Origin of the sequence: Denitrificimonas caeni, assembly GCF_905120345.1 — a bacterium.
Taxonomy (GTDB): Bacteria; Pseudomonadota; Gammaproteobacteria; order Pseudomonadales; family Pseudomonadaceae; genus Denitrificimonas; species Denitrificimonas caeni_A.
This window is the reverse complement of sequence record NZ_CAJHOA010000004.1, coordinates 18,554-37,598: the sequence shown is the minus strand read 5'-3', so window position 1 is coordinate 37,598 and position 19,045 is coordinate 18,554. Positions and strand designations below refer to the sequence as shown.

20 protein-coding genes and 3 tRNA genes are annotated in these 19,045 nt (G+C 48.0%); 16 read left to right on the top strand and 7 right to left on the bottom strand.

What is annotated here, in order from left to right; translation table 11 throughout:
- On the top strand, positions 1-831 hold the full coding sequence (locus JYJ62_RS08370) for a 23S rRNA (adenine(2030)-N(6))-methyltransferase RlmJ (RefSeq protein WP_205341757.1): 831 nt from the start codon (positions 1-3) through the stop codon (positions 829-831).
- A gap of 5 nt (positions 832-836) precedes the next feature.
- Here JYJ62_RS08370 and JYJ62_RS08365 read toward each other — a convergent pair whose 3' ends face one another.
- A complete protein-coding gene (locus JYJ62_RS08365; protein ID WP_205341756.1) occupies positions 837-1,487 on the bottom strand; it encodes a TetR family transcriptional regulator in 651 nt (216 codons plus the stop codon).
- A gap of 317 nt (positions 1,488-1,804) precedes the next feature.
- Between JYJ62_RS08365 and JYJ62_RS08360 the strand changes: the two genes are divergently transcribed.
- The 3 genes from JYJ62_RS08360 to JYJ62_RS08350 all read left to right on the top strand — a co-directional run bounded on the left by JYJ62_RS08360 (position 1,805) and on the right by JYJ62_RS08350 (position 2,039).
- A tRNA-Asn gene (locus tag JYJ62_RS08360) sits at positions 1,805-1,880 on the top strand.
- 1 nt (position 1,881) lies between these two features.
- Positions 1,882-1,958, top strand: a tRNA-Pro gene (locus JYJ62_RS08355).
- Between the two features lie 6 nt (positions 1,959-1,964).
- Positions 1,965-2,039 (top strand) — tRNA-Lys (locus JYJ62_RS08350).
- A 176-nt stretch (positions 2,040-2,215) separates the two neighbouring features.
- Here JYJ62_RS08350 and ispA read toward each other — a convergent pair.
- The 6 genes from ispA to JYJ62_RS08320 form a co-directional block, all read right to left on the bottom strand.
- Positions 2,216-3,103 carry a (2E,6E)-farnesyl diphosphate synthase gene (gene ispA / locus JYJ62_RS08345; RefSeq protein ID WP_205341755.1) on the bottom strand — a complete coding sequence of 296 codons (888 nt, stop codon included), beginning with the start codon at positions 3,101-3,103 and terminating at the stop codon, positions 2,216-2,218.
- Positions 3,104-3,105: 2 nt separating this feature from the next.
- The gene (locus tag JYJ62_RS08340) at positions 3,106-3,342 is read right to left on the bottom strand and encodes an exodeoxyribonuclease VII small subunit (RefSeq protein ID WP_205341754.1); all 237 of its coding nucleotides are present in this window, start codon (positions 3,340-3,342) and stop codon (positions 3,106-3,108) included.
- Positions 3,343-3,516: 174 nt separating this feature from the next.
- Positions 3,517-5,889, bottom strand: coding sequence for an EAL domain-containing protein (locus tag JYJ62_RS08335; RefSeq protein WP_205341753.1), 2,373 nt, complete (start codon positions 5,887-5,889; stop codon positions 3,517-3,519).
- The gene (locus JYJ62_RS08330) at positions 5,883-6,815 is read right to left on the bottom strand and encodes an ABC transporter substrate-binding protein (protein ID WP_205341752.1); all 933 of its coding nucleotides are present in this window, start codon (positions 6,813-6,815) and stop codon (positions 5,883-5,885) included. The genes JYJ62_RS08335 and JYJ62_RS08330 overlap by 7 nt, the downstream gene beginning before the upstream one ends.
- A 148-nt stretch (positions 6,816-6,963) precedes the next feature.
- On the bottom strand, positions 6,964-7,491 hold the full coding sequence (gene ppa / locus JYJ62_RS08325) for an inorganic diphosphatase (RefSeq protein ID WP_205341751.1): 528 nt from the start codon (positions 7,489-7,491) through the stop codon (positions 6,964-6,966).
- 160 nt (positions 7,492-7,651) lie between these two features.
- Positions 7,652-8,092 (bottom strand): GNAT family N-acetyltransferase, encoded by a 441-nt coding sequence (locus JYJ62_RS08320; protein ID WP_205341750.1) that lies wholly within the window; start codon positions 8,090-8,092, stop codon positions 7,652-7,654.
- A 150-nt stretch (positions 8,093-8,242) separates the two neighbouring features.
- Here JYJ62_RS08320 and mpl point away from each other — a divergent pair, with 150 nt between their 5' ends.
- The 12 genes from mpl to trpE all read left to right on the top strand — a co-directional run bounded on the left by mpl (position 8,243) and on the right by trpE (position 19,026).
- Positions 8,243-9,601 carry a UDP-N-acetylmuramate:L-alanyl-gamma-D-glutamyl-meso-diaminopimelate ligase gene (gene mpl / locus JYJ62_RS08315; protein WP_205341749.1) on the top strand — a complete coding sequence of 453 codons (1,359 nt, stop codon included), beginning with the start codon at positions 8,243-8,245 and terminating at the stop codon, positions 9,599-9,601.
- Complete coding sequence (ubiX, locus tag JYJ62_RS08310; RefSeq protein WP_205341748.1) at positions 9,598-10,230, top strand: flavin prenyltransferase UbiX; 633 nt, start codon at positions 9,598-9,600, stop codon at positions 10,228-10,230. The genes mpl and ubiX overlap by 4 nt, the downstream gene beginning before the upstream one ends.
- Positions 10,223-10,516, top strand: a complete 294-nt coding sequence (locus tag JYJ62_RS08305; protein WP_420042830.1) for a YceK/YidQ family lipoprotein — start codon at positions 10,223-10,225, stop codon at positions 10,514-10,516. Before ubiX ends, JYJ62_RS08305 begins: the two co-directional genes overlap by 8 nt.
- A gap of 176 nt (positions 10,517-10,692) precedes the next feature.
- Entirely contained in the window at positions 10,693-11,184 is a 492-nt protein-coding gene (gene purE / locus JYJ62_RS08300) for a 5-(carboxyamino)imidazole ribonucleotide mutase (RefSeq protein ID WP_205341747.1), read from the top strand.
- Positions 11,185-11,187: 3 nt separating this feature from the next.
- The gene (locus tag JYJ62_RS08295) at positions 11,188-12,270 is read left to right on the top strand and encodes a 5-(carboxyamino)imidazole ribonucleotide synthase (protein ID WP_205341746.1); all 1,083 of its coding nucleotides are present in this window, start codon (positions 11,188-11,190) and stop codon (positions 12,268-12,270) included.
- A 71-nt stretch (positions 12,271-12,341) separates the two neighbouring features.
- Positions 12,342-12,587 (top strand): GlsB/YeaQ/YmgE family stress response membrane protein, encoded by a 246-nt coding sequence (locus JYJ62_RS08290; protein ID WP_205341745.1) that lies wholly within the window; start codon positions 12,342-12,344, stop codon positions 12,585-12,587.
- Between the two features lie 9 nt (positions 12,588-12,596).
- Complete coding sequence (locus JYJ62_RS08285) at positions 12,597-13,121, top strand: DUF3299 domain-containing protein (protein ID WP_205341744.1); 525 nt, start codon at positions 12,597-12,599, stop codon at positions 13,119-13,121.
- Between the two features lie 237 nt (positions 13,122-13,358).
- A complete protein-coding gene (gene rpe / locus JYJ62_RS08280) occupies positions 13,359-14,033 on the top strand; it encodes a ribulose-phosphate 3-epimerase (protein WP_205341743.1) in 675 nt (224 codons plus the stop codon).
- A complete protein-coding gene (locus JYJ62_RS08275; RefSeq protein ID WP_420042829.1) occupies positions 14,030-14,713 on the top strand; it encodes a phosphoglycolate phosphatase in 684 nt (227 codons plus the stop codon). Before rpe ends, JYJ62_RS08275 begins: the two co-directional genes overlap by 4 nt.
- A 336-nt stretch (positions 14,714-15,049) precedes the next feature.
- Positions 15,050-16,078 carry a selenide, water dikinase SelD gene (gene selD / locus JYJ62_RS08270; RefSeq protein WP_269751411.1) on the top strand — a complete coding sequence of 343 codons (1,029 nt, stop codon included), beginning with the start codon at positions 15,050-15,052 and terminating at the stop codon, positions 16,076-16,078.
- Entirely contained in the window at positions 16,075-17,178 is a 1,104-nt protein-coding gene (gene mnmH, locus JYJ62_RS08265) for a tRNA 2-selenouridine(34) synthase MnmH (protein WP_205341742.1), read from the top strand. The genes selD and mnmH overlap by 4 nt, the downstream gene beginning before the upstream one ends.
- Before the next feature lie 369 nt (positions 17,179-17,547).
- Complete coding sequence (gene trpE / locus JYJ62_RS08260; RefSeq protein ID WP_205341741.1) at positions 17,548-19,026, top strand: anthranilate synthase component I; 1,479 nt, start codon at positions 17,548-17,550, stop codon at positions 19,024-19,026.
- Positions 19,027-19,045: the final 19 nt, after the last annotated feature.

The window sequence follows — 19,045 nt, the reverse complement described above, 5'->3', positions numbered from 1 at the left end:
ATGAATTATCGTCATGCCTATCATGCAGGCAATCATGCTGATGTATTAAAGCACTGGGTGCTAACCCGTTGCCTTGCCTTGTTGCAAAAGAAGCCGGCTCCTCTTGCTTATATTGATACTCATGCAGGTATTGGTTTGTACGATTTGAAGGGCGAAGAAGCGCTTAAAACAGATGAGTGGCAGGCGGGTATAGGACGGGTATGGACATCGACCCATCCTTTGCTAGCAGATTATTTGCATGCTGTGCGCGAACTCAATGAAGATGATGAGCTGCGTTATTACCCAGGCTCACCAGAGATCGCACGTTGCTTAACCCGTAGCCAAGATCATCTACATCTAAACGAAAAGCATCCTGCCGACGGTCAGTTGCTGAAAGACAATATGCGTATTGATCGTCGTGTCAGTGTGCACCTCGGTGAAGGTTGGCATGTTCCGCGTGCTTTATTGCCCACTGAAGAAAAACGTTTGCTGATGCTGATTGATCCGCCTTTTGAGGAAGGGGATGATCTGCAAAATAGCGTGCAGGCACTAGAAGAAAGCTTAGCTCGAATGCGCCAAGCAATCGTCTGTCTCTGGTATCCAGTAAAAGATATTGGACAATTACGACGTTTTTACCAGAAACTGGAAAAAAGTAATGCACCTAAATTATTGCGCGTTGAGCTGTATGTGAATCAACCCAATGACTCGAGTAAGCTCAATGGTTCGGGTCTGGTGATTTGTAATCCACCCTGGGGCTTGGAAGCTGAACTCAGAGAGTTATTACCTTGGTTGACTGAAACTCTGCAGCAAGGTGAAGGTGGCTGGCGTTTAGATTGGTTGATCGCTGAGTAGTGAGCTTACGGTTGGTGTGGCTCATTATCGTTATTACCCAGCTCCCAGTCGGTAATGATGCCGCGCAGTAGTGCATCGAGCATTGCTCCAGCTTGCTGGATATCGAATAATGTAGGGTCTCGCAACCAGTCGCTGAGCAGCCCTAAAATCATCGCATGCAAGGCTGCGGCTGCCATCCTAGGGGTTAGCTGCGGATGTAAACGTTTAGCTGTTGCAGGCTCGCTGAACAGCTGTTCACATAGGGCAATAAACTCATTAATAAAAGCTTCGTGGCGCTGCTCAGCTTCGCGTAAGTCTTCAGTAAATTCGCACCGACGTAGCAAGATGGTAAAAATACGTCGCTTACGCTCATCTCTTCCCACATTAAACAGTACTTCAGCACAGAGATGTCTTAACGCGACAATAGGGTTGTTAGGATCGCACTGGCTGATACGTTCGGCAATTTGCTCCGCGGGTAAGCGCACTTGATTAAGCATCTCATGAAATAAGTGAGCTTTATTTTGAAAGTGCCAATAGATGGCCCCCCGTGTGACTCCGGCTTGACGAGCGATTTGCTCAAGTGATGTATGGGATACTCCTTTCTTAAGAAACAGTAGTTCCGCTGCAGTGAGTATGGCTGTGCGGGTGTTTTCTGCTTCTTCTTTTGTGCGGCGCATAAGTATTTTCAAGCAATAAGTGTGAGTCTAAGTCTAACTGTTTTCTGCCGGAGGGGTGTAAATGAGCGTAAAAAGTCAGGCAGTGTTAGCCGACAGCAGATGCTGAGTGGATTGTTAGTCATTAAGGGCTTCCCAAATCTAGTCGGTATCTATACAATAGCCGCCTGCTACATTCTGCATTAATAAGTATCATTGAAACATCGTTAACAAAAACTAAGATTTATTTTGCTAAAGGTGTTGACAAGGTCTAAAAAATGCGTAGAATGTCGCACCACAGATGAGGCGAACTTCACAAGGGTTCAACGAAAACTGTATGTTCCGCGATAGCTCAGTTGGTAGAGCAAATGACTGTTAATCATTGGGTCCCTGGTTCGAGTCCAGGTCGTGGAGCCATCGGGGTATAGCGCAGTCCGGTAGCGCGCCTGCTTTGGGAGCAGGATGTCGGGAGTTCGAATCCCCCTACCCCGACCATTTTTTGGGTCGTTAGCTCAGTGGTAGAGCAGTTGGCTTTTAACCAATTGGTCGTAGGTTCGAATCCCACACGACCCACCATGTATTTTTGAATACACATTTTAGGCCTCTAGCAGTTTCTGTTAGGGGCTTTTTTTGTTTTCGTCGTAAAGTATTTAAAACTCATGGCGTTATTGCAGTTCTCTCTGCGCTATCTATATTTTTATTAAAGCCTGTTGATATGCTCCGCTTATGCAGAGCACGTCGTTCTGAGTTACTTAGTGGCTTCGCGAGACGATATAGTCAGCCAGTTGACGTAAATGATTGGCTCGTTGATCAAAGCTGGCTAGCGCCTCTTGTGCCTGGTCTCTGAGCTCATAGGCATAATCTTGGGCTTGTTTCAGACCCAGTAAAGCGGGATAGGTGGGTTTGTCGTGCTCGATATCGCTACCTTGCTGCTTACCGAGTGTCTGGGTATCGCTGGTGACATCTAAAATATCATCTTGAACTTGAAAGGCTAAGCCGATCGCTTGCGCATAATTATCCAGTGCGTCGAGTGCTTGTGGCGTGGCGTGGTTGCTGGCAATAGCGCCCAGTCGCACGCTGGCTTGAATCAGTGCGCCAGTTTTATGGCGATGCATCAGTTCTAGTGTTGTTTGACTGATCGATTGCCCGACTGAGCTTAGATCAATAGCCTGGCCACCGACCATTCCTGAGGCGCCTGCTGCGGCTGAGAGCACCTTAAGCATCTCTAAGCGTTGCTGACAGCTAATAGGCGAGAGCGCTTCATCGCCGAGGGCGTAAAAGGCTAGGGACTGTAAGGCATCGCCGGCTAAAACCGCATAGGCTTCATCAAACGCTTTATGAGTCGTAGGCTGGCCACGACGTATGTCGTCATCGTCCATCGCCGGTAGGTCATCATGAACCAATGAGTAAGCATGAATAAGCTCAACCGCACAGGCTGCGCCATAGGCTTGTTGTATTGCGCCGCCAAGTGTTTGGCAGCTAGCGAACACCAATAAAGGACGCACGCGTTTACCGCCATTCATTACGCTGTAATGCATGGCGGCATATAAACGTTGCAGTTCTGTAGATGGAGCCTTTAGTAATTGCTCCAGCGCGTCATCAACATGTTGCTGGCAAAATTTCTGATAATCTAAGATCAAGGCTAAAGACTTCCATCGTGTGGTTTTTCAGTCAGCGTGCCGTTTTGCTCAAGCAATACCTGGATGCGCTGTTCTGCATCTTGCAGTGCGCTTTGGCATTCACGAGTCAGAGCAATACCTTGCTCGAAGGTGGCGAGGGAATCTTCAAGGGATAAGTCGCCGCTTTCGAGGCGCTCAACGAGCCCTTGTAAGTCGTTTAATGATTGCTCAAAAGCGGGTGTTTTTTTTTGGCGAGCCATACAGCCCTCACAAAATTAAGGAGTAGGGAAGTGTAGAGCGCAACTTAGCTGTAGTCAGGTTGGCTGGGCTATACATAATGTCTAGCAAAGTATAGCAGCACTCGAAGTTGAGCTAAATTATTAACGTCTTTGCTATGATATCAGTTTGCTATCTCGGGCGAGTGTTGAGTCTTCTTAGTAATGTTTGAGTGTGTTTTCGCTCGTGAAGTGTTGCTGCGCAGGTTGCGCTCTTGAGAAATAGTAGCCCTGCAATCTATGGCAGCCACACTTGCGTAAAAACTCTACTTGCCCTGCTGTTTCAACCCCTTCGGCCACCACTTCAAGGTCAAGATGAGAGGCTATAGTTAGAATTCCAAGCACTAACGCAATAGATTGTGGGGAGTCTGGTAAACCCGCGACAAACTCTTTATCAATTTTAATGCCGTCAAATTGGAAGCGTTTGATGTAGGTCAGTGATGAGTAGCCGGTACCGAAATCATCAAGAAACATCAATAACCCTGCTGCTTTTAATTGCTTCAGCGTCTGCTGAACTTGTGAGCCTGCGTCGAGGAGTGAACTTTCGGTCACTTCTAACTCAATCAGTTTAGCTGGCGTCTGTTCCTCTTGCATAATTGTGATCAGTGAGCCGGCTAAGTCCGTCTGCAAAAAGTCTAGCGGAGAGAGGTTGACGGCAATGCGCAGAGGAGTACCTTGATTATTCCATAAGGTTGCTTGACGACAGGCGGTGCGGAACACCCAGCGTGACACATCTAAAATCATCCCTGTTTCTTCAAGTAGAGGAATAAACTGGCTTGGACAAATCTGGCCGCTAGAGGGTGATCGCCAGCGCAGTAACGCTTCCATTGCAATAGGCTGGCCGCAATCATCGACTTGTGGTTGATAAAGCAATTCAAACTCATTTTTACTTAGAGCGTAACGTAATTCGTCAGTCAGTCGTTGGCGTAAAGCCGAGTCGGTATTTAGGCTCTGGTTAAAACTTACAAAACAATTGCGGCTCACTTTTTTAGCATGATGCAGTGCTAGGTCGACATGCTTAAATAGCTGTAGAGCGTTACTGTCTTGACCATGCTGATGAGCAATACCGATACTGGCGGTAATATTGAGTTCGTATTGCAGTACTTTAAAGGGCTGTTTAAACGCCTCCAGTAGCTGTTGGGCTAATTGCTCGGCATCCTTAAGAGGTGACCTGTATAAGGCCAGCATAAATTCATCACCACCGATTCGTGCTAATACATCCTGGTCTTTTATGTATTTTTGTAAGCGGCTTGCCACCGCCTTTAATAGTTGATCGCCAATGTTGTGACCAAGACCGTCGTTAAGGTACTGGAAGCGATCCAAGTCGATCATGAGTAAGCTGAGTTCTACGTTATTTTTCAACATGGTTTCGATATGACTAAGCATGTTATTGCGGTTAGCCAGCCCTGTTAAAATGTCGTAATTAGCGAGGTACTCTAGACGCTGCTCGGCTTGTTTGCGTTCACTGATATCGTTGAGTAAAACCAGCTGAAAGCTTTGTTCATCACGTGAAAATGCACTGATTGAGGCTTCTATGGTTAGTGTTTGCGAGGCGCGTGTCATATTAAGTAAGGCTGTGTTGCTGCTGCCATGTAGCAGCAACTGCCATTGCTCAGCGCTGCTAAATAGCTGTGATGTATCAGCCGTGAGCAGCTCTTCTGGGCTCATCTTTAATAGCGATTGGGCAGCAGGGTTTGCTTCAATAATATGTTGTTGTTCATTGAGTACCAGTAGGCCGATCGGTGCCGCAGTGAGCAGACTGCGCAGCATATACTCACTTTCTTGCAGGGCTGTATGATTATCTTCCAGCTGGATAAGCATTTTATTGATATCAGTGCCCAGCTGGCTGATCTCATCACTACCGTCTAGGTGTGTACGCACCTTCAAGTTACCAGCGCCGTATAGCTGAGTCGTCTTGCCAATATGAGCTATACGTTTGACGACCAAATGAAAATAAAGACGGTTTAACAGAAGTCCCAGAGTAAGCAGTAATAAGAGCGTTTGGCTTAGATGGAGCCAAGTGTTGTTGGCTGTTTGTCGTAATAAGGATGAGAAATCTAATTCAACCAATAGTGCTGCGGGCTGATCTTTGTCATTGAGCTGCATGCGATTGAGTGGGTAGATGACCAAGTAGCTTTGTTTTCCAGTCAAGAGCCAAGAAGGCATGTTTTTCTTGATGAGCTCGGGCAGCGGCTGCTCAGTAAGCTGGTTTTGAATGGTTGCTTCTAGGCCTAAGCGTGTTGAAGAGATGGTATTTAGTTTTGCATCGATAACCGCTGCCCAGTTTACATTGGGTAAGCTGCCTAGCTCTGCCAGCTCTGTTGCTATTTCTTCAGTACGATTAAGACGTAAATGGTCATTAAGGCTGCTTTGCAGCTGAATCAGCATGTGGTCGGTATAATTGCGCCATGAGTCGAGAGCGTTTTTTTGACTAATTGGCAGTTGGATCAAGATTAATAATGCAGAGAAAGCTACAGCAAATGCGCTAAGCAGAACAGGAATTGACCAGCGCAGTGAGTAGCGTCTTAGCATGAGTCACCCGAGCAGGCAGGCAGTAGTAAAGTTGCGTCGATCGGTTGTTTAAGCTGACCCTTGTTGAGCATATAGGTTTGCATTATTTCAATCCGCTTGGCGAGTTCGCCTTGATCAAAATATACAGTATTTAGAGCCTTGTCACCCATCACCATACCGTTTAATGCTTGTACTAATGCTGATTTATCAAGACCTAAGCGTTTTTGTATCAGTACATCACTTTTTTCACGATGCTCAAGCCACGTCTCGAGACTGCTATACCAGAGTGCGCGAAGACGCTCACGCAGTTCTGGATTGATACGCTCACGGTTGATAACCAGCACATCGATAATTTCTTCGCGTAAATCACGACTGGTAAATAATGGAGCGGCACCTGTTTTTAGTGCTTGGTTGTGTACCACTGCAGTACCGATCGATGCATCAATTGTGCCTTTGTTGAATGCTTCGATGTGCATATACAGAGGCATATTGACCACTTCGATATCATCAGTGGAGAGCTGTGCTTTGTCTAAAATATGCGCTAGAAAGTACGTGCCGAGGGTGCTGCCTTCAACCGCAATACGTTTGCCCTTAAGGTCCGCTAAAGTGCGAATGTTGGGTCGGGCATACAATACATCAGAGCCGGCGGATAGATTAGTGATCAGGATGATCTCAATGTTGTGCTCAGTGCTTTGTAACACTATGGCTTCATCAAGGGTGAGCATGGCGGCATCTACTAAACCATTGTGTAGGCCGCGAACCACGCCGTTTGAGGTTGGATATTCTACGAGACGGATATTGGATGAAGCTGTCCAGCCGAGCTCGTCAGCGAGGTAAATGGGGGCGTAGCCTAACCAGCGGTTACTGCCGATGCGTAAAGGTTCTGAAGGGGGTTTACAGCCACTAAGAAATAAAACGCACAGCATAGCAATTAGGAAGGTGCGCATTGATGAGTCCCGCTTGCTTAGTTATTAGTAATTAATAACTCTTATAACTCGAAACAACTCCACTTTGAAGCGTTAGCCATAAAAGACTCAATGGTAACGCTGTAGGCAGTAGCGGGCGCTGCGAGTAACGACTGCTACTGCTTGGATTTTACTTGTTGTAGGCAGCGACAGCTTTAGTGATTTCTGCGCGTGCAGCGGCAGCATCGCCCCAGCCTTCAACTTTAACCCATTTGCCTTTTTCCAGGTCTTTGTAGTTTTCAAAGAAATGTTTGATCTGCTCAATCAACAGCGGTGGTAGGTCAGTGTATTCATGAACATCATTATACAGCTGGGTGATTTTCTCATGCGGTACCGCAATCAGCTTGGCATCACCACCGGCTTCATCAGTCATATGCAAGACGCCAATTGGACGTGCGCGAATGACTGCACCCGGTGCAACGGGGTAAGGCGTCACTACTAATACATCAAGAGCATCGCCATCATCCGCTAAAGTATTAGGGATAAAGCCATAGTTAGCAGGGTAGAACATCGGTGTCGCCATAAAACGGTCAACCATTAGGTTGTCGGTTTCAGTATCAATTTCATATTTGATTGGAGCGTGATTTGCAGGGATTTCAATGGCGACGTAGATGTCGTTAGGAAGGTCTTTACCAGCAGGGATTTTGCTAAAGCTCATGAGAGTATCCAATGGAAAATAAAAAAGTAGAGCAATTATAGGGGTATTTGTTTATCTATACCAAGTATTGCCGTGTGTTGATGTGCTGCGATGACAATTGTGGTTGTGGAGAGCAAACCCCAGCTGCTTAGCTTGATGCAAATGGGGCGGCTGGGACACTTTATAATAGTAAAATATAATTACTGAACTGTTGATCTTCGAGAAATTTTTCTGACTCGTAGAGACGCTTAGCAATTTCGTTGCTGGTGTTGATTGACACACGTAAACGTACAGCACCATTGGTGCGAGCGTGTGCCGCAGTGGCTTGAATTAACTGTTTGGCTACGTGTTTACGGCGCGCGTCTTCGGCGACGTACAGATCATTAATAATCCACATTGGACGCAGAGATACCGAGGAAAAGCTTGGGTAGATCAAGCAGAAACCCAATGCTACATCGCCTTCTAACGCTAAGAAAATAATGGCTTCTTTTTTATTAAGGCGCTCGGCTAAATACTCTTTTGAGGCCTCTGGCTGCGGCATTGCACCATAAAGTTCACGGTAATGGATAAACATCGGCGTCAGTTGGTCTAGATGGTCTAGGTCGGCGGAAATGATGCGCATGGCAACTCTCTTTTATAGGTCAGGTGATCATCACTAGGCCAGTAATCGTGCCTTAAAACAACGTCTAGATGCAAATGTGTTGCAGTTGCTTGATACGCCTCTGTGATCTGTCGCTTGTGTTAATCTTGCTAGCAATTATTTGGGGTTTATATGCATATTCATATTTTAGGTATTTGTGGCACCTTTATGGGGTCTTTAGCTTTACTCGCTAAAGAGTTAGGGCATCGCGTTACCGGTTCGGATGCCAATGTGTATCCGCCCATGAGTACGCAGTTACAAGAGCAAGGTATTGAGTTGCTGCAAGGCTATCATCCGGAGCATCTGCAGCCTGCGCCTGACTTAGTTGTGGTCGGTAATGCACTGTCTCGCGGTAATCCTGCAGTGGAATATATGCTGGATTCAGGCTTGCCGTATGTCTCTGGTCCACAGTGGTTGGCGGAGCATGTGCTGCAAGGTCGCTGGGTGCTCGCTGTGGCAGGTACGCATGGCAAAACCACCACCAGCAGTATGTTGGCATGGATTTTAGAGTATGCCGGCATGCAGCCTGGCTTTTTAATTGGTGGTGTGCCGCAAAACTTTGGCGTGTCAGCGCGTTTAGGCGAGACTGACTTCTTCGTGGTTGAAGCGGATGAATACGACAGCGCCTTCTTCGATAAGCGCTCAAAGTTCGTGCATTACCATTCGCGAACCACGGTGTTAAATAACTTAGAATTTGACCATGCCGATATTTTTCCTGATTTAGCCGCGATTGAATTGCAGTTCCACCATTTGCTGCGCACGGTACCGAGCAATGGTTTAGTGATTTATCCTGCGCAAGAACACGCGTTGCAACGAGTGATCGATAAGGGTTGCTGGACGCCCGTGCAGACCACAGGCACCGAAGGACAGTGGCAAGCGCGTTTGATCAAAGAAGATGGTTCGGCGTTTGCGGTGCTATTAGATGGCGTTGAGCAAGGAGTGGTGCAGTGGCCTTTGACCGGCTTACATAATGTTGCCAATGCGTTGGCGGCTTTAGCGGCGGCACGGCATGTGGGTGTTACCGCTGAGCATGGCGCGCAAGCGTTGGCTGCGTTTCAGAATGTTAAGCGGCGTATGCAAAAGCTCGCGCAAGTGCGTGGCGTTACTGTGTATGACGATTTTGCCCACCACCCGACGGCAATTGCTAGCACCTTAGATGGCTTACGCAAACAAGTCGGTAAACAACGCATTATTGCGGTGATTGAGCCACGTTCAAACTCAATGAAGTTGGGCGCGCACCGTGAAGGCTTAGCGCCATCGACGACTGATGCTGACCATGTTTTTTGGTATGCGCCAGATAATCTCGGCTGGGATTTGGCGGGAACGGTTGCCAATGCGTCGGTACCGACGCACGTGTGCAACGCCTTAGACGACATTATTGCCGGTGTTGTGGCGTTGGCTGAGCCTGATACTCAAGTAGTGATTATGAGTAATGGTGGTTTTGGTGGTATTCATAATCAGTTGATCGAAGCATTGGAGAACAAGCCATGATGGGTCCACAGCGGATTACCTTAGCCATGACCGGTGCCTCGGGTGCGCAGTACGGTTTACGTTTGTTGGATTGTTTGGTGCAAGAAGAGCGTGAAGTGCACTTTTTGATATCTAAAGCGGCGCAGTTGGTTCTAGCCACCGAAACCGATGTGCTATTGCCGCCGAAGCCGCAAGCCATGCAGCAGTTTTTAACTGAATATACCGGTGCCGCAGCAGGGCAGATACGTGTTTATGGTAAAGAAGATTGGATGTCTTCAGTGGCTTCAGGTTCGGGCGCGCCCAGTGCCATGGTGGTGGTGCCGTGCTCAACCGGCACGCTGTCCGCGATCGCGACGGGCGCATGTAATAATTTGATTGAACGTGCTGCTGATGTGGTGCTGAAAGAGCGCCGCCAATTAATTATCGTGCCGCGTGAAGCGCCATATTCCAGTATTCATTTGGAAAATATGCTGAAGCTATCGAATATGGGCGCAGTGATTTTGCCGGCTTCTCCAGGTTTTTATCATCAACCACAAAGCGTTGATGATTTAGTCGATTTTGTCGTGGCACGAATTCTTAATATTTTGCAGGTACCGCAAGATATGTTGCCGCGCTGGGGTGAGCATCATCAAGCCGGTTGGGATGAGTAAGTCACTGGTTGGGTTACTGCTTATCAGTATAACGCTGAGTGGTGGTTGTGCCAGTGTGCGCACCTTAGATGCCGCACAAACTGGCGCACCGGTGATCTATTCAGGGACGCGTTTGGATTGGTACAGTTTGCAAGGCGGCTGTTATCCTGTTGAACGTTTTGGTGCACAGGCGCCAAAATATGCAGCGTTGGATTTACCCTTTAGTGCTTTGCTGGATACGCTATTATTGCCTTGGGCATTGGCGGTTGAGCTCGGGATTGGTTTGACCGTGCAGGGCGGGCGTTAAACAAATAGTAAAGAATCGTTACTTTGGTCGGTAAGCCTTTTAGCAATGCGCTACAAATGCGCTATAATTAGCCGCTTACGATTTCTTGACCGTACCATCTACCAAGCCACGCCGTGTTGCGTGGTTTGTTATTTTTGCAGCGCTAATAGGCGCCCAAACTTGAAGAGGCAACACTGATGAGTCCACTGGTAGGCGTGATTATGGGTTCCAAGTCGGATTGGAGCACAATGAGCCACAGCGTAGAAATGCTGGAAACCCTCGGCATTCCCTATGAAGTACAGGTGGTTTCTGCACACCGCACTCCAGACTTATTATTCAGTTACGCTGAACACGCGCATCAGCGCGGCTTGCAAGTGATTATTGCTGGCGCCGGTGGTGCCGCGCATTTACCCGGTATGTGTGCAGCAAAAACGCACTTGCCTGTGCTGGGTGTGCCAGTACAGTCATCGATGTTGTCTGGTGTCGATTCATTATTATCGATTGTGCAAATGCCTGCTGGCGTGCCTGTCGCGACGTTATCCATTGGTAAAGCGGGCGCCGTTAATGCCGCTTTATTAGCTGCCAGTATTATTGGCCATCAGTATCCCGAGTTTCATACGGCGCTCAATGCCTACCGTGAGAAGCAAACGCAAACAGTGTTAGATAATCCAGATCCACGAGAGGCTTAAGTCATGAAAGTTGGCGTGATTGGCGGCGGACAATTGGGGCGCATGTTAGCCCTAGCGGGTACTCCTTTAGGGATGCAGTTTACTTTTCTTGATCCAGCAGTGGATGCTTGTGCTGGCGCATTGGGAGAGCATTTGCATGCGGATTACAGCTCAGCAGAACATCTACAGCAGCTGGCACAATCGGTTGACTTGGTGACCTTTGAGTTTGAAAGCGTGCCTGCGGAAACTGTGGCTTATCTTGAGCAGTTTGTGCCGGTTTACCCCAGCGCCCAAGCCTTACGTATCGCGCGTGACCGTTGGTTTGAAAAGTCCATGTTTAAAGACTTGGGTATTCCTACCACTGAGTTTGCTGATGTACTCTCGCAAGCTGATTTAGAGGCAGCAGTAGCGCAAATTGGCTTGCCAGCAGTACTGAAAACTCGCACCTTAGGCTATGACGGTAAAGGTCAGAAGGTTTTACGCGAGCCTGCTGATGTGCTCGATGCTTTTGCCTATTTAGGCAATGTGCCGTGCATTTTAGAAGGTTTTGTCGCCTTTACTGGTGAAGTATCACTGGTGGCAGTACGTGGTCGTGATGGTCAGGTTTGCTGTTACCCATTGGTGCATAACACCCATAACGATGGCGTTTTACATCTCTCGGTGGCCAGTGATCAGCACCCATTGCAGGCGCTGGCGCAAGACTACGCCGGTCGCGTATTAACGCAGTTGGATTATGTTGGCGTCTTAGCGTTTGAGTTTTTTGAAGTGGACGGCGGCTTAAAAGCCAATGAAATTGCTCCGCGAGTGCATAACTCTGGGCATTGGACCATCGAAGGCTCCGAGTGCAGTCAATTTGAAAACCATTTGCGTGCGGTGGCGGGATTGCCATTGGGTTCAACCGCTACCGTTGGCCATAGCGCAATGCTGAATTTTATTGGTAGCGTGCCTGAAGCGGCAAAAGTCTTAGCCATTGCTGACTGTCATTTGCACGACTACCTCAAAGCACCAAAAGCCGGTCGCAAAGTGGGTCATGCAACTATACGCAGTCAAAATGTTGAACAGTTACAGCAGCAAATATCTGAGCTTGAAGCCTTGTTAAAAGAGTAGGCTAAACTGAACCGCAATGCGGTAATGTGGTCTGACAATAACATCATTATAAAAATGCAGGAGAAGGCCATATGGGAATATTAGGAACATTAGTTATTGGTTTTTTCGTTGGTATCCTTGCGCGCTTGTTAAAGCCTGGTCGTAGCGGTTTAGGCTTAATCATGACAATTATTTTAGGTGTGGCAGGCTCTGTTGTTGCGACCTATGGTGGTCAAGCTTTAGGTGTGTATCAGGTCGGCCAGCCCGCTGGTTTTATTGGCGCTGTAGTGGGTGCAGTTGTCTTGTTGTTTATCGTTGAAGCTTTGCATAAGCGTTAATTGAAAACTATGCGCTACTTTTTGTTATGCATGTTGTTGGTGGTGGGTACGGCACAAGCAGCACTGGAAGAAACTGACTGGCTGGATTTAATGCCTGAGTCGGATCGCCAGGCGCTGCTTGATATGCCTGATATTAGTCATGATACGCCTGAGGCTGAAAGTGGCTTTTATGTGGCTGGAGGCCTGCGTTCGACCGCTCAAGATTTGCCAGCAGTGATGTACTCGGCGCAAACAGTACCTGCGCTCGATGGGCTTAAGATTTTATTAGGTGGCTATCCAGTGCCGTTAGAAACCGACCAGAAAGGTCATTTTGTAGAATTTTTTTTAGTGCCATACCCTGGCGCTTGTATTCATGTTCCGCCACCGCCGCCCAATCAAATTGTTCTGGTACGCTATCCAAAAGGTATTGTTTTAGATGATATCTATGCGCCTTTATGGGTCGAGGGGATTTTACGCGTGGACGTTAACAGTAATGACCTGGCTGACTCTGCGTATAGCATTGAAGCTGCAAAAGTTGAGAAGGTTACAGACTAAGTCGTGCCGCATTTATGTCTACTGCTTGGTTATAACTAATCAAATTCTGCGTCAGGTAATTTGGCGCAGATCAACGTTTTAGAGTCTATTACTCTAGTTGTCAGCCGCTCAAAAATGAGGCTTTGTTACTGTTAAAACTCAGAAGTTTGAGTAATTGCGTTAAGATATACCTCTTAATTTATGCTTTATACGCTGCTTACCACAGCCATGCTTAATCTATTTTACAGCGAGGACATTATGCAGCCTTTTGTTATTGCCCCATCTATTTTATCCGCTGACTTTGCTCGATTAGGCGAAGATGTTGATCGAGTACTCGCAGCAGGTGCTGATACGGTGCACTTTGATGTGATGGATAACCATTACGTACCCAATCTGACGATTGGCCCAATGGTCTGTACGGCCTTGCGTAAATACGGTATTACCGCACCGATTGATGTGCATTTGATGGTGAAGCCTGTCGATCGCATTATTGGTGATTTTATTGAGGCTGGCGCCAGTTATATTACCTTTCATCCTGAAGCGTCTGAGCATGTTGATCGCTCCTTACAGTTGATTAAACAAGGCGGCTGTAAAGCAGGGCTGGTATTTAACCCCGCCACGTCTTTAGATGTGCTGAGGTACGTGTTAGATCGGGTCGATATGGTTTTGCTGATGAGCGTCAACCCAGGTTTTGGTGGACAGTCGTTTATCCCTGGTACGCTGGATAAATTACGTGAAGTGCGTGAGTTAATTGATGTCAGTGGCTTGCCGATTCGCTTGCAGGTCGATGGCGGCGTTAATGTGCAAAATATCAAGCAAATTGCTGAAGCCGGTGCCGATACCTTTGTCGCTGGTTCCGCAATTTTTAACGCGCCAGATTATGCGCAAGTGATTTCTGCCATGCGCGCAGAATTGGCAGGTGTAAAGCTGTGAAAACGTTAGCAGGCGTATTAGGCGGGCAATTACCTAAATTGGTGATGTTTGATCTGGATGGCACTTTAATTGATTCAGTGCCTGATCTGGCCGTTGCCACTGATCAGATGCTGCTGCAGTTAGGTCGTGCGCCTGCTGGCATGGATAAGGTGCGCAACTGGGTGGGTAATGGTGCTCCCGTGTTGGTACGCCGAGCACTGGCCGATGACTTTGATCATCAGGCTATCAGCGCTGAGCAAGAAGCTGAGGCCTTGGCGATCTTTATGCAGGTCTATGGCGTCGGTGAGAGTTTAACCACGCTGTACCCCGGTGCCTTAGACACATTGCAATCTTTGCACCTGCTCGGCATTAAAATTGCGTTAGTCACCAACAAGCCCGAGAAATTCATACCGCAACTGTTGGCTGATACACAGATGGCTGAGTTTTTTGAATGGATTGTTGGTGGCGATACCTTTGCTCAGAAAAAACCTGATCCAAGCGGATTGTTATGGGTGATGCAACAAGCAGGGGTCACTGCAGAACAGTGTTTGTTTGTCGGTGATTCGCGTAATGATGTGCAGGCTGCACATGCGGCGAATGTGGCCTGTGTTGCTGTGACCTATGGTTATAACTATGGCGAGCCAATCAGTGCTGATAAGCCAGCGCTAGTGGTGGATGATTTACGCGAGCTATTTCTATAGTTGCAGGCGTATTAGCTGTATTAGACACACCTGTTTATTCAGTTGGTACTGCTTGGCATAAGCGTGACGGACTGGATGAAATAGAGCGTCAGCCTGGCCCTCCGTATTCAAGCTCTACCAAACAATTGCAGTGGCTAGGTTAGCCTCTGTGATGCACTGGCCATTAAAAAACAATATCACTACAAATATAATGCTACGGGCGCCTGCTGCTTTCACTGCTGCCTTACGGGTTGTATCATACGCAGCTGAAAATGAGTAATTTATCAATTTAGGGATCAGCCGCTAGTGAACAATCCAATCAGCAATCAGCCGAATGATGAGACGTCCGTACCTACAATACGCTTAACCGAATACAGTCACGGTGCCGGCTGCGGCTGCAAAATATCTCCTAAAATACTCGATCGAATTCTGGCGTCTAGCTTGACCTTGCCGACCGATGCTAACTTGTTAGTGGGGAACAGCAGTAAAGATGATGCCGCCGCGTATGACATTGGCAACGGTCAGGTGATTCTCAGTACCACCGATTTCTTCATGCCAATTGCCGATGACCCGTTTGATTTTGGTCGCATCGCTGCCACCAATGCTATCAGCGATATTTACGCCATGGGTGGCAGACCGATCATGGCCATTGCCATTCTTGGCTGGCCGATTAGCGTGCTACCGCCTGAAGTCGCGCAACGTGTGATCGATGGTGGCCGTCAGGCCTGTGCTGAAGCCGGTATTATGCTGGCGGGTGGTCATAGCATTGATTCACCCGAACCCATTTTTGGTTTGGCCGTGACCGGCATCGTCAATAAAGATCAGTTAAAACAAAACAACACTGCCACGGTGGGTTGCCGACTGTATCTGACCAAGCCGCTCGGCGTGGGTATTTTAACCACTGCGCAAAAGCAGAAAAAACTACGAGCTGAGCACGAATTTTTAGCACGTGATGTGATGTGTCAAATGAATAAAATCGGCGCTGAAGTTGCACACTTACCTGGTGTGGAAGCGCTTACCGATGTCACTGGTTTTGGCTTAATGGGACACTTGTTGGAAGTATGTGAAGGCAGTGGCGTCAATGCGGTGTTATTTGAGCAACATATTCCTCTGTTGACACCCGTGCGAGATTATATTGCACAGGGTTGTTTGCCCGGCGGCACTACGCGTAATTTTGAATCATACGGCGATAAACTCGCGCCGTTAACCGATGAGCAGCGTGCACTGTTTTGTGATCCACAAACCAGTGGCGGTCTATTAATTGCGGTACAGCCACAGCATGCCGCAGAGCTAGAGCAGGTGCTCGCGACAGCGGGTGTCTATGCGCAATCGATTGGTGAATTAATTGCGGCGCGCGATGACTATCGCATTGAAGTGCGGCCATGAGCCGCGCCGATAGCCAAGATTTTACCCGTCTGTTTTTAGCTGATACACCGATGATGGATACCCGTGCGCCGCTGGAGTTTGATAAGGGTGCGTTTCCGCATACAGTCAACTTGCCACTAATGACCGATGCCGAGCGGAGCAAAGTCGGTACCTGTTACAAACAACAAGGGCAAGAAGCTGCTCTGGCGCTAGGCCATCAATTGGTGCATAGCGAGATTAAACAGCAACGGCTGGAGCAATGGCTGGCCTTTGCCCGTAATAATCCAGACGGCTATTTGTACTGTTTTCGTGGTGGTTTACGCAGCCAGATCGTACAGCAGTGGATGAAGGACGCCGGCTGTGATTATCCGCGTATCAGCGGTGGCTACAAAGCCATGCGTCGTTTTCTAATTGATAGCCAAGAGCAGATCGTTGCTGCGAGTCGTTTTTGTATTTTAGCTGGGCATACCGGTTGCGCTAAAACAGATCTGCTCAATACTCTGGACAACAGTATTGATCTGGAGGGTATTGCTCACCATCGCGGCAGTTCCTTTGGTAAGCGACCCGCCGGACAACCTTCACAGATTAATTTTGAAAATACGTTGGCGATTGCCTTTTTACGCCAACACCATGCACAACCGCAGCAGCGTATTTTGCTCGAAGATGAAAGCAGGCTGATCGGTCGTAGTGCCATTCCTTTAGATCTGCATCAGCGTATGAGCGTGGCCCCTATCATTGTTGTGACTGCAACCTTGGAGCAACGTGTAGAGCATAGTTTTCGTAATTATATTCTGCATAAATGCCAGGAATGGCAGCAAGTTGAAGGTGCAGACGCTGGTTTTATCGCCTTCAGTCATGACTTAAGCGATTCCTTGCAGAGAATACAAAAGCGTCTAGGTGGTGAACTGTATCAGCAGGTTAATGAGTTGCTGCAACAAGCATTGGTTGAGCAACAGCAAGGTGATAACAGCCTACATCGGGAATGGATTAAAATTATATTAAGCCAGTATTACGACCCTATGTATGAATACCAGTTATTGCATAAAAAAGGTGTCACTGAGTTCAGTGGCAGTGCAGTAGACGTTCGTGAATATCTAATACAATCCTCACACCTCGGATAAAAGAGATGATCAAGTCTGCGATTTGCGTATTTCTAGGCATGACCTTAATGGCTCATGGCAGACTTTTTTATGCTGCGTGCGCCGGGTCTGCGCGCTCAGTTATCTATTCTTTGCCAATAACAGCGATTGTTCCTAGGGAAAATAGTAGAAACTCGCATCTAGCGGTTGCGCGTTAGCATGGCCTGAGCTAGTGTTATCTAATATTTCAGTCCACTCCAAGGGACCCGCTCGTGGTTGTTGATCGCAAACTATTGATAGGCACGTTATCAGCGGCATCCGGCCGTTGGCGTTGGCGCGTCTAATTTATATGCGTCGCCATTATGGCGGCATTGTTTGTGTTTCCGTTTTCCCTCTTGCCACGAGGCTGATATGACCCAAGAAGAGTTTATGCGTTTAGCTGCAGAAGGCTATAACCGCATTCCTTTGGCCCGCGAAACGCTGGCCGATTTTGATACCCCGCTATCTATTTACTTAAAGTTGGCTGATGCGCCTTACTCATACCTGTTGGAATCTGTCCAAGGAGGTGAGAAGTGGGGGCGCTTTTCTATTATTGGTTTACCCAGCCGCACCCGTTTGCGTGTTGACGGTAAACGCGTGCGGGTGATCACTGATGAGCGCGTGGTCGAAGATCTTGAAGTCGATGATCCGTTGGCTTTCGTCGAAAGCTTTAAACAGCGTTATCAGGTGCCAACGCTCGCCGGTTTACCGCGCTTTAATGGTGGCTTGGTCGGTTATTTTGGTTATGACAGCGTGCGCTATGTCGAGCAACGTTTAGCCGAATGTCCGAACCCAGACCCACTGGGTACGCCAGATATTTTATTGCTGGTGTCGGATGCCGTGGTGGTGTTTGATAACTTATCCGGCAAGCTGCATTTAATTGTTTTAGCTGACCCCAATACGCCTGATGCCTATCAGCAAGGTTTAGTTGAGCTTGAGCTGCTCAGTGCACAATTGCGCAAGCCGCTGATGCCACGCCTCGGAGTCGATCTCAATGCCATTGATGACATTGAGCCTGATTTTACTTCGAGCTTCAGCCGTACTGATTACGAACAAGCGGTGTTGCAAATCAAAGAGTATATTGCCGCTGGCGATTGCATGCAGGTGGTGATCTCGCAGCGGATGTCAGTGCCTTTTACTGCGGCTCCCATTGATTTGTACCGTGCGCTACGCTGCTTTAATCCTACGCCTTATATGTACTTCTTTAACTTTGCCGAGTTTCATGTGGTGGGTAGTTCGCCAGAAGTTCTGGTGCGGGTGGAAGATGGCTTAATCACTGTACGTCCGATTGCCGGTACCCGTCCACGTGGTGCGACTGAAGAGCAAGATAAGGCGCTTGAACAAGAGCTTTTAGCCGATAAGAAAGAACTGGCTGAGCATTTAATGCTGATTGATTTAGGCCGTAACGATGTTGGCAGAGTCGCGCAAACCGGTAGTGTTAAAGTCACCGAGAAAATGATTATTGAACGCTACTCCAACGTCATGCATATCGTCTCCAATGTTACCGGACAGTTACGCAGTGAGCTGAACTCGATGGATGCCTTGCGCGCGATTTTGCCTGCCGGGACATTGTCTGGTGCGCCGAAAGTTCGAGCAATGGAAATCATTGATCAGCTCGAGCCGGTTAAGCGTGGTGTGTATGGCGGTGCGGTCGGCTACTGGGCGTGGAATGGCAATATGGACACTGCGATTGCGATCCGTACGGCAGTGATTAAAAACGGCCAGCTGCATGTACAAGCTGGCGCGGGGATTGTGACCGACTCGCAGCCTGCCTTGGAGTGGGAAGAAACCCTCAATAAGCGTCGGGCTATGTTTAAAGCCGTCGCGCTGGCTGAAAAAAGTAAGCCATAAGCGCACTGTACGTTTAACC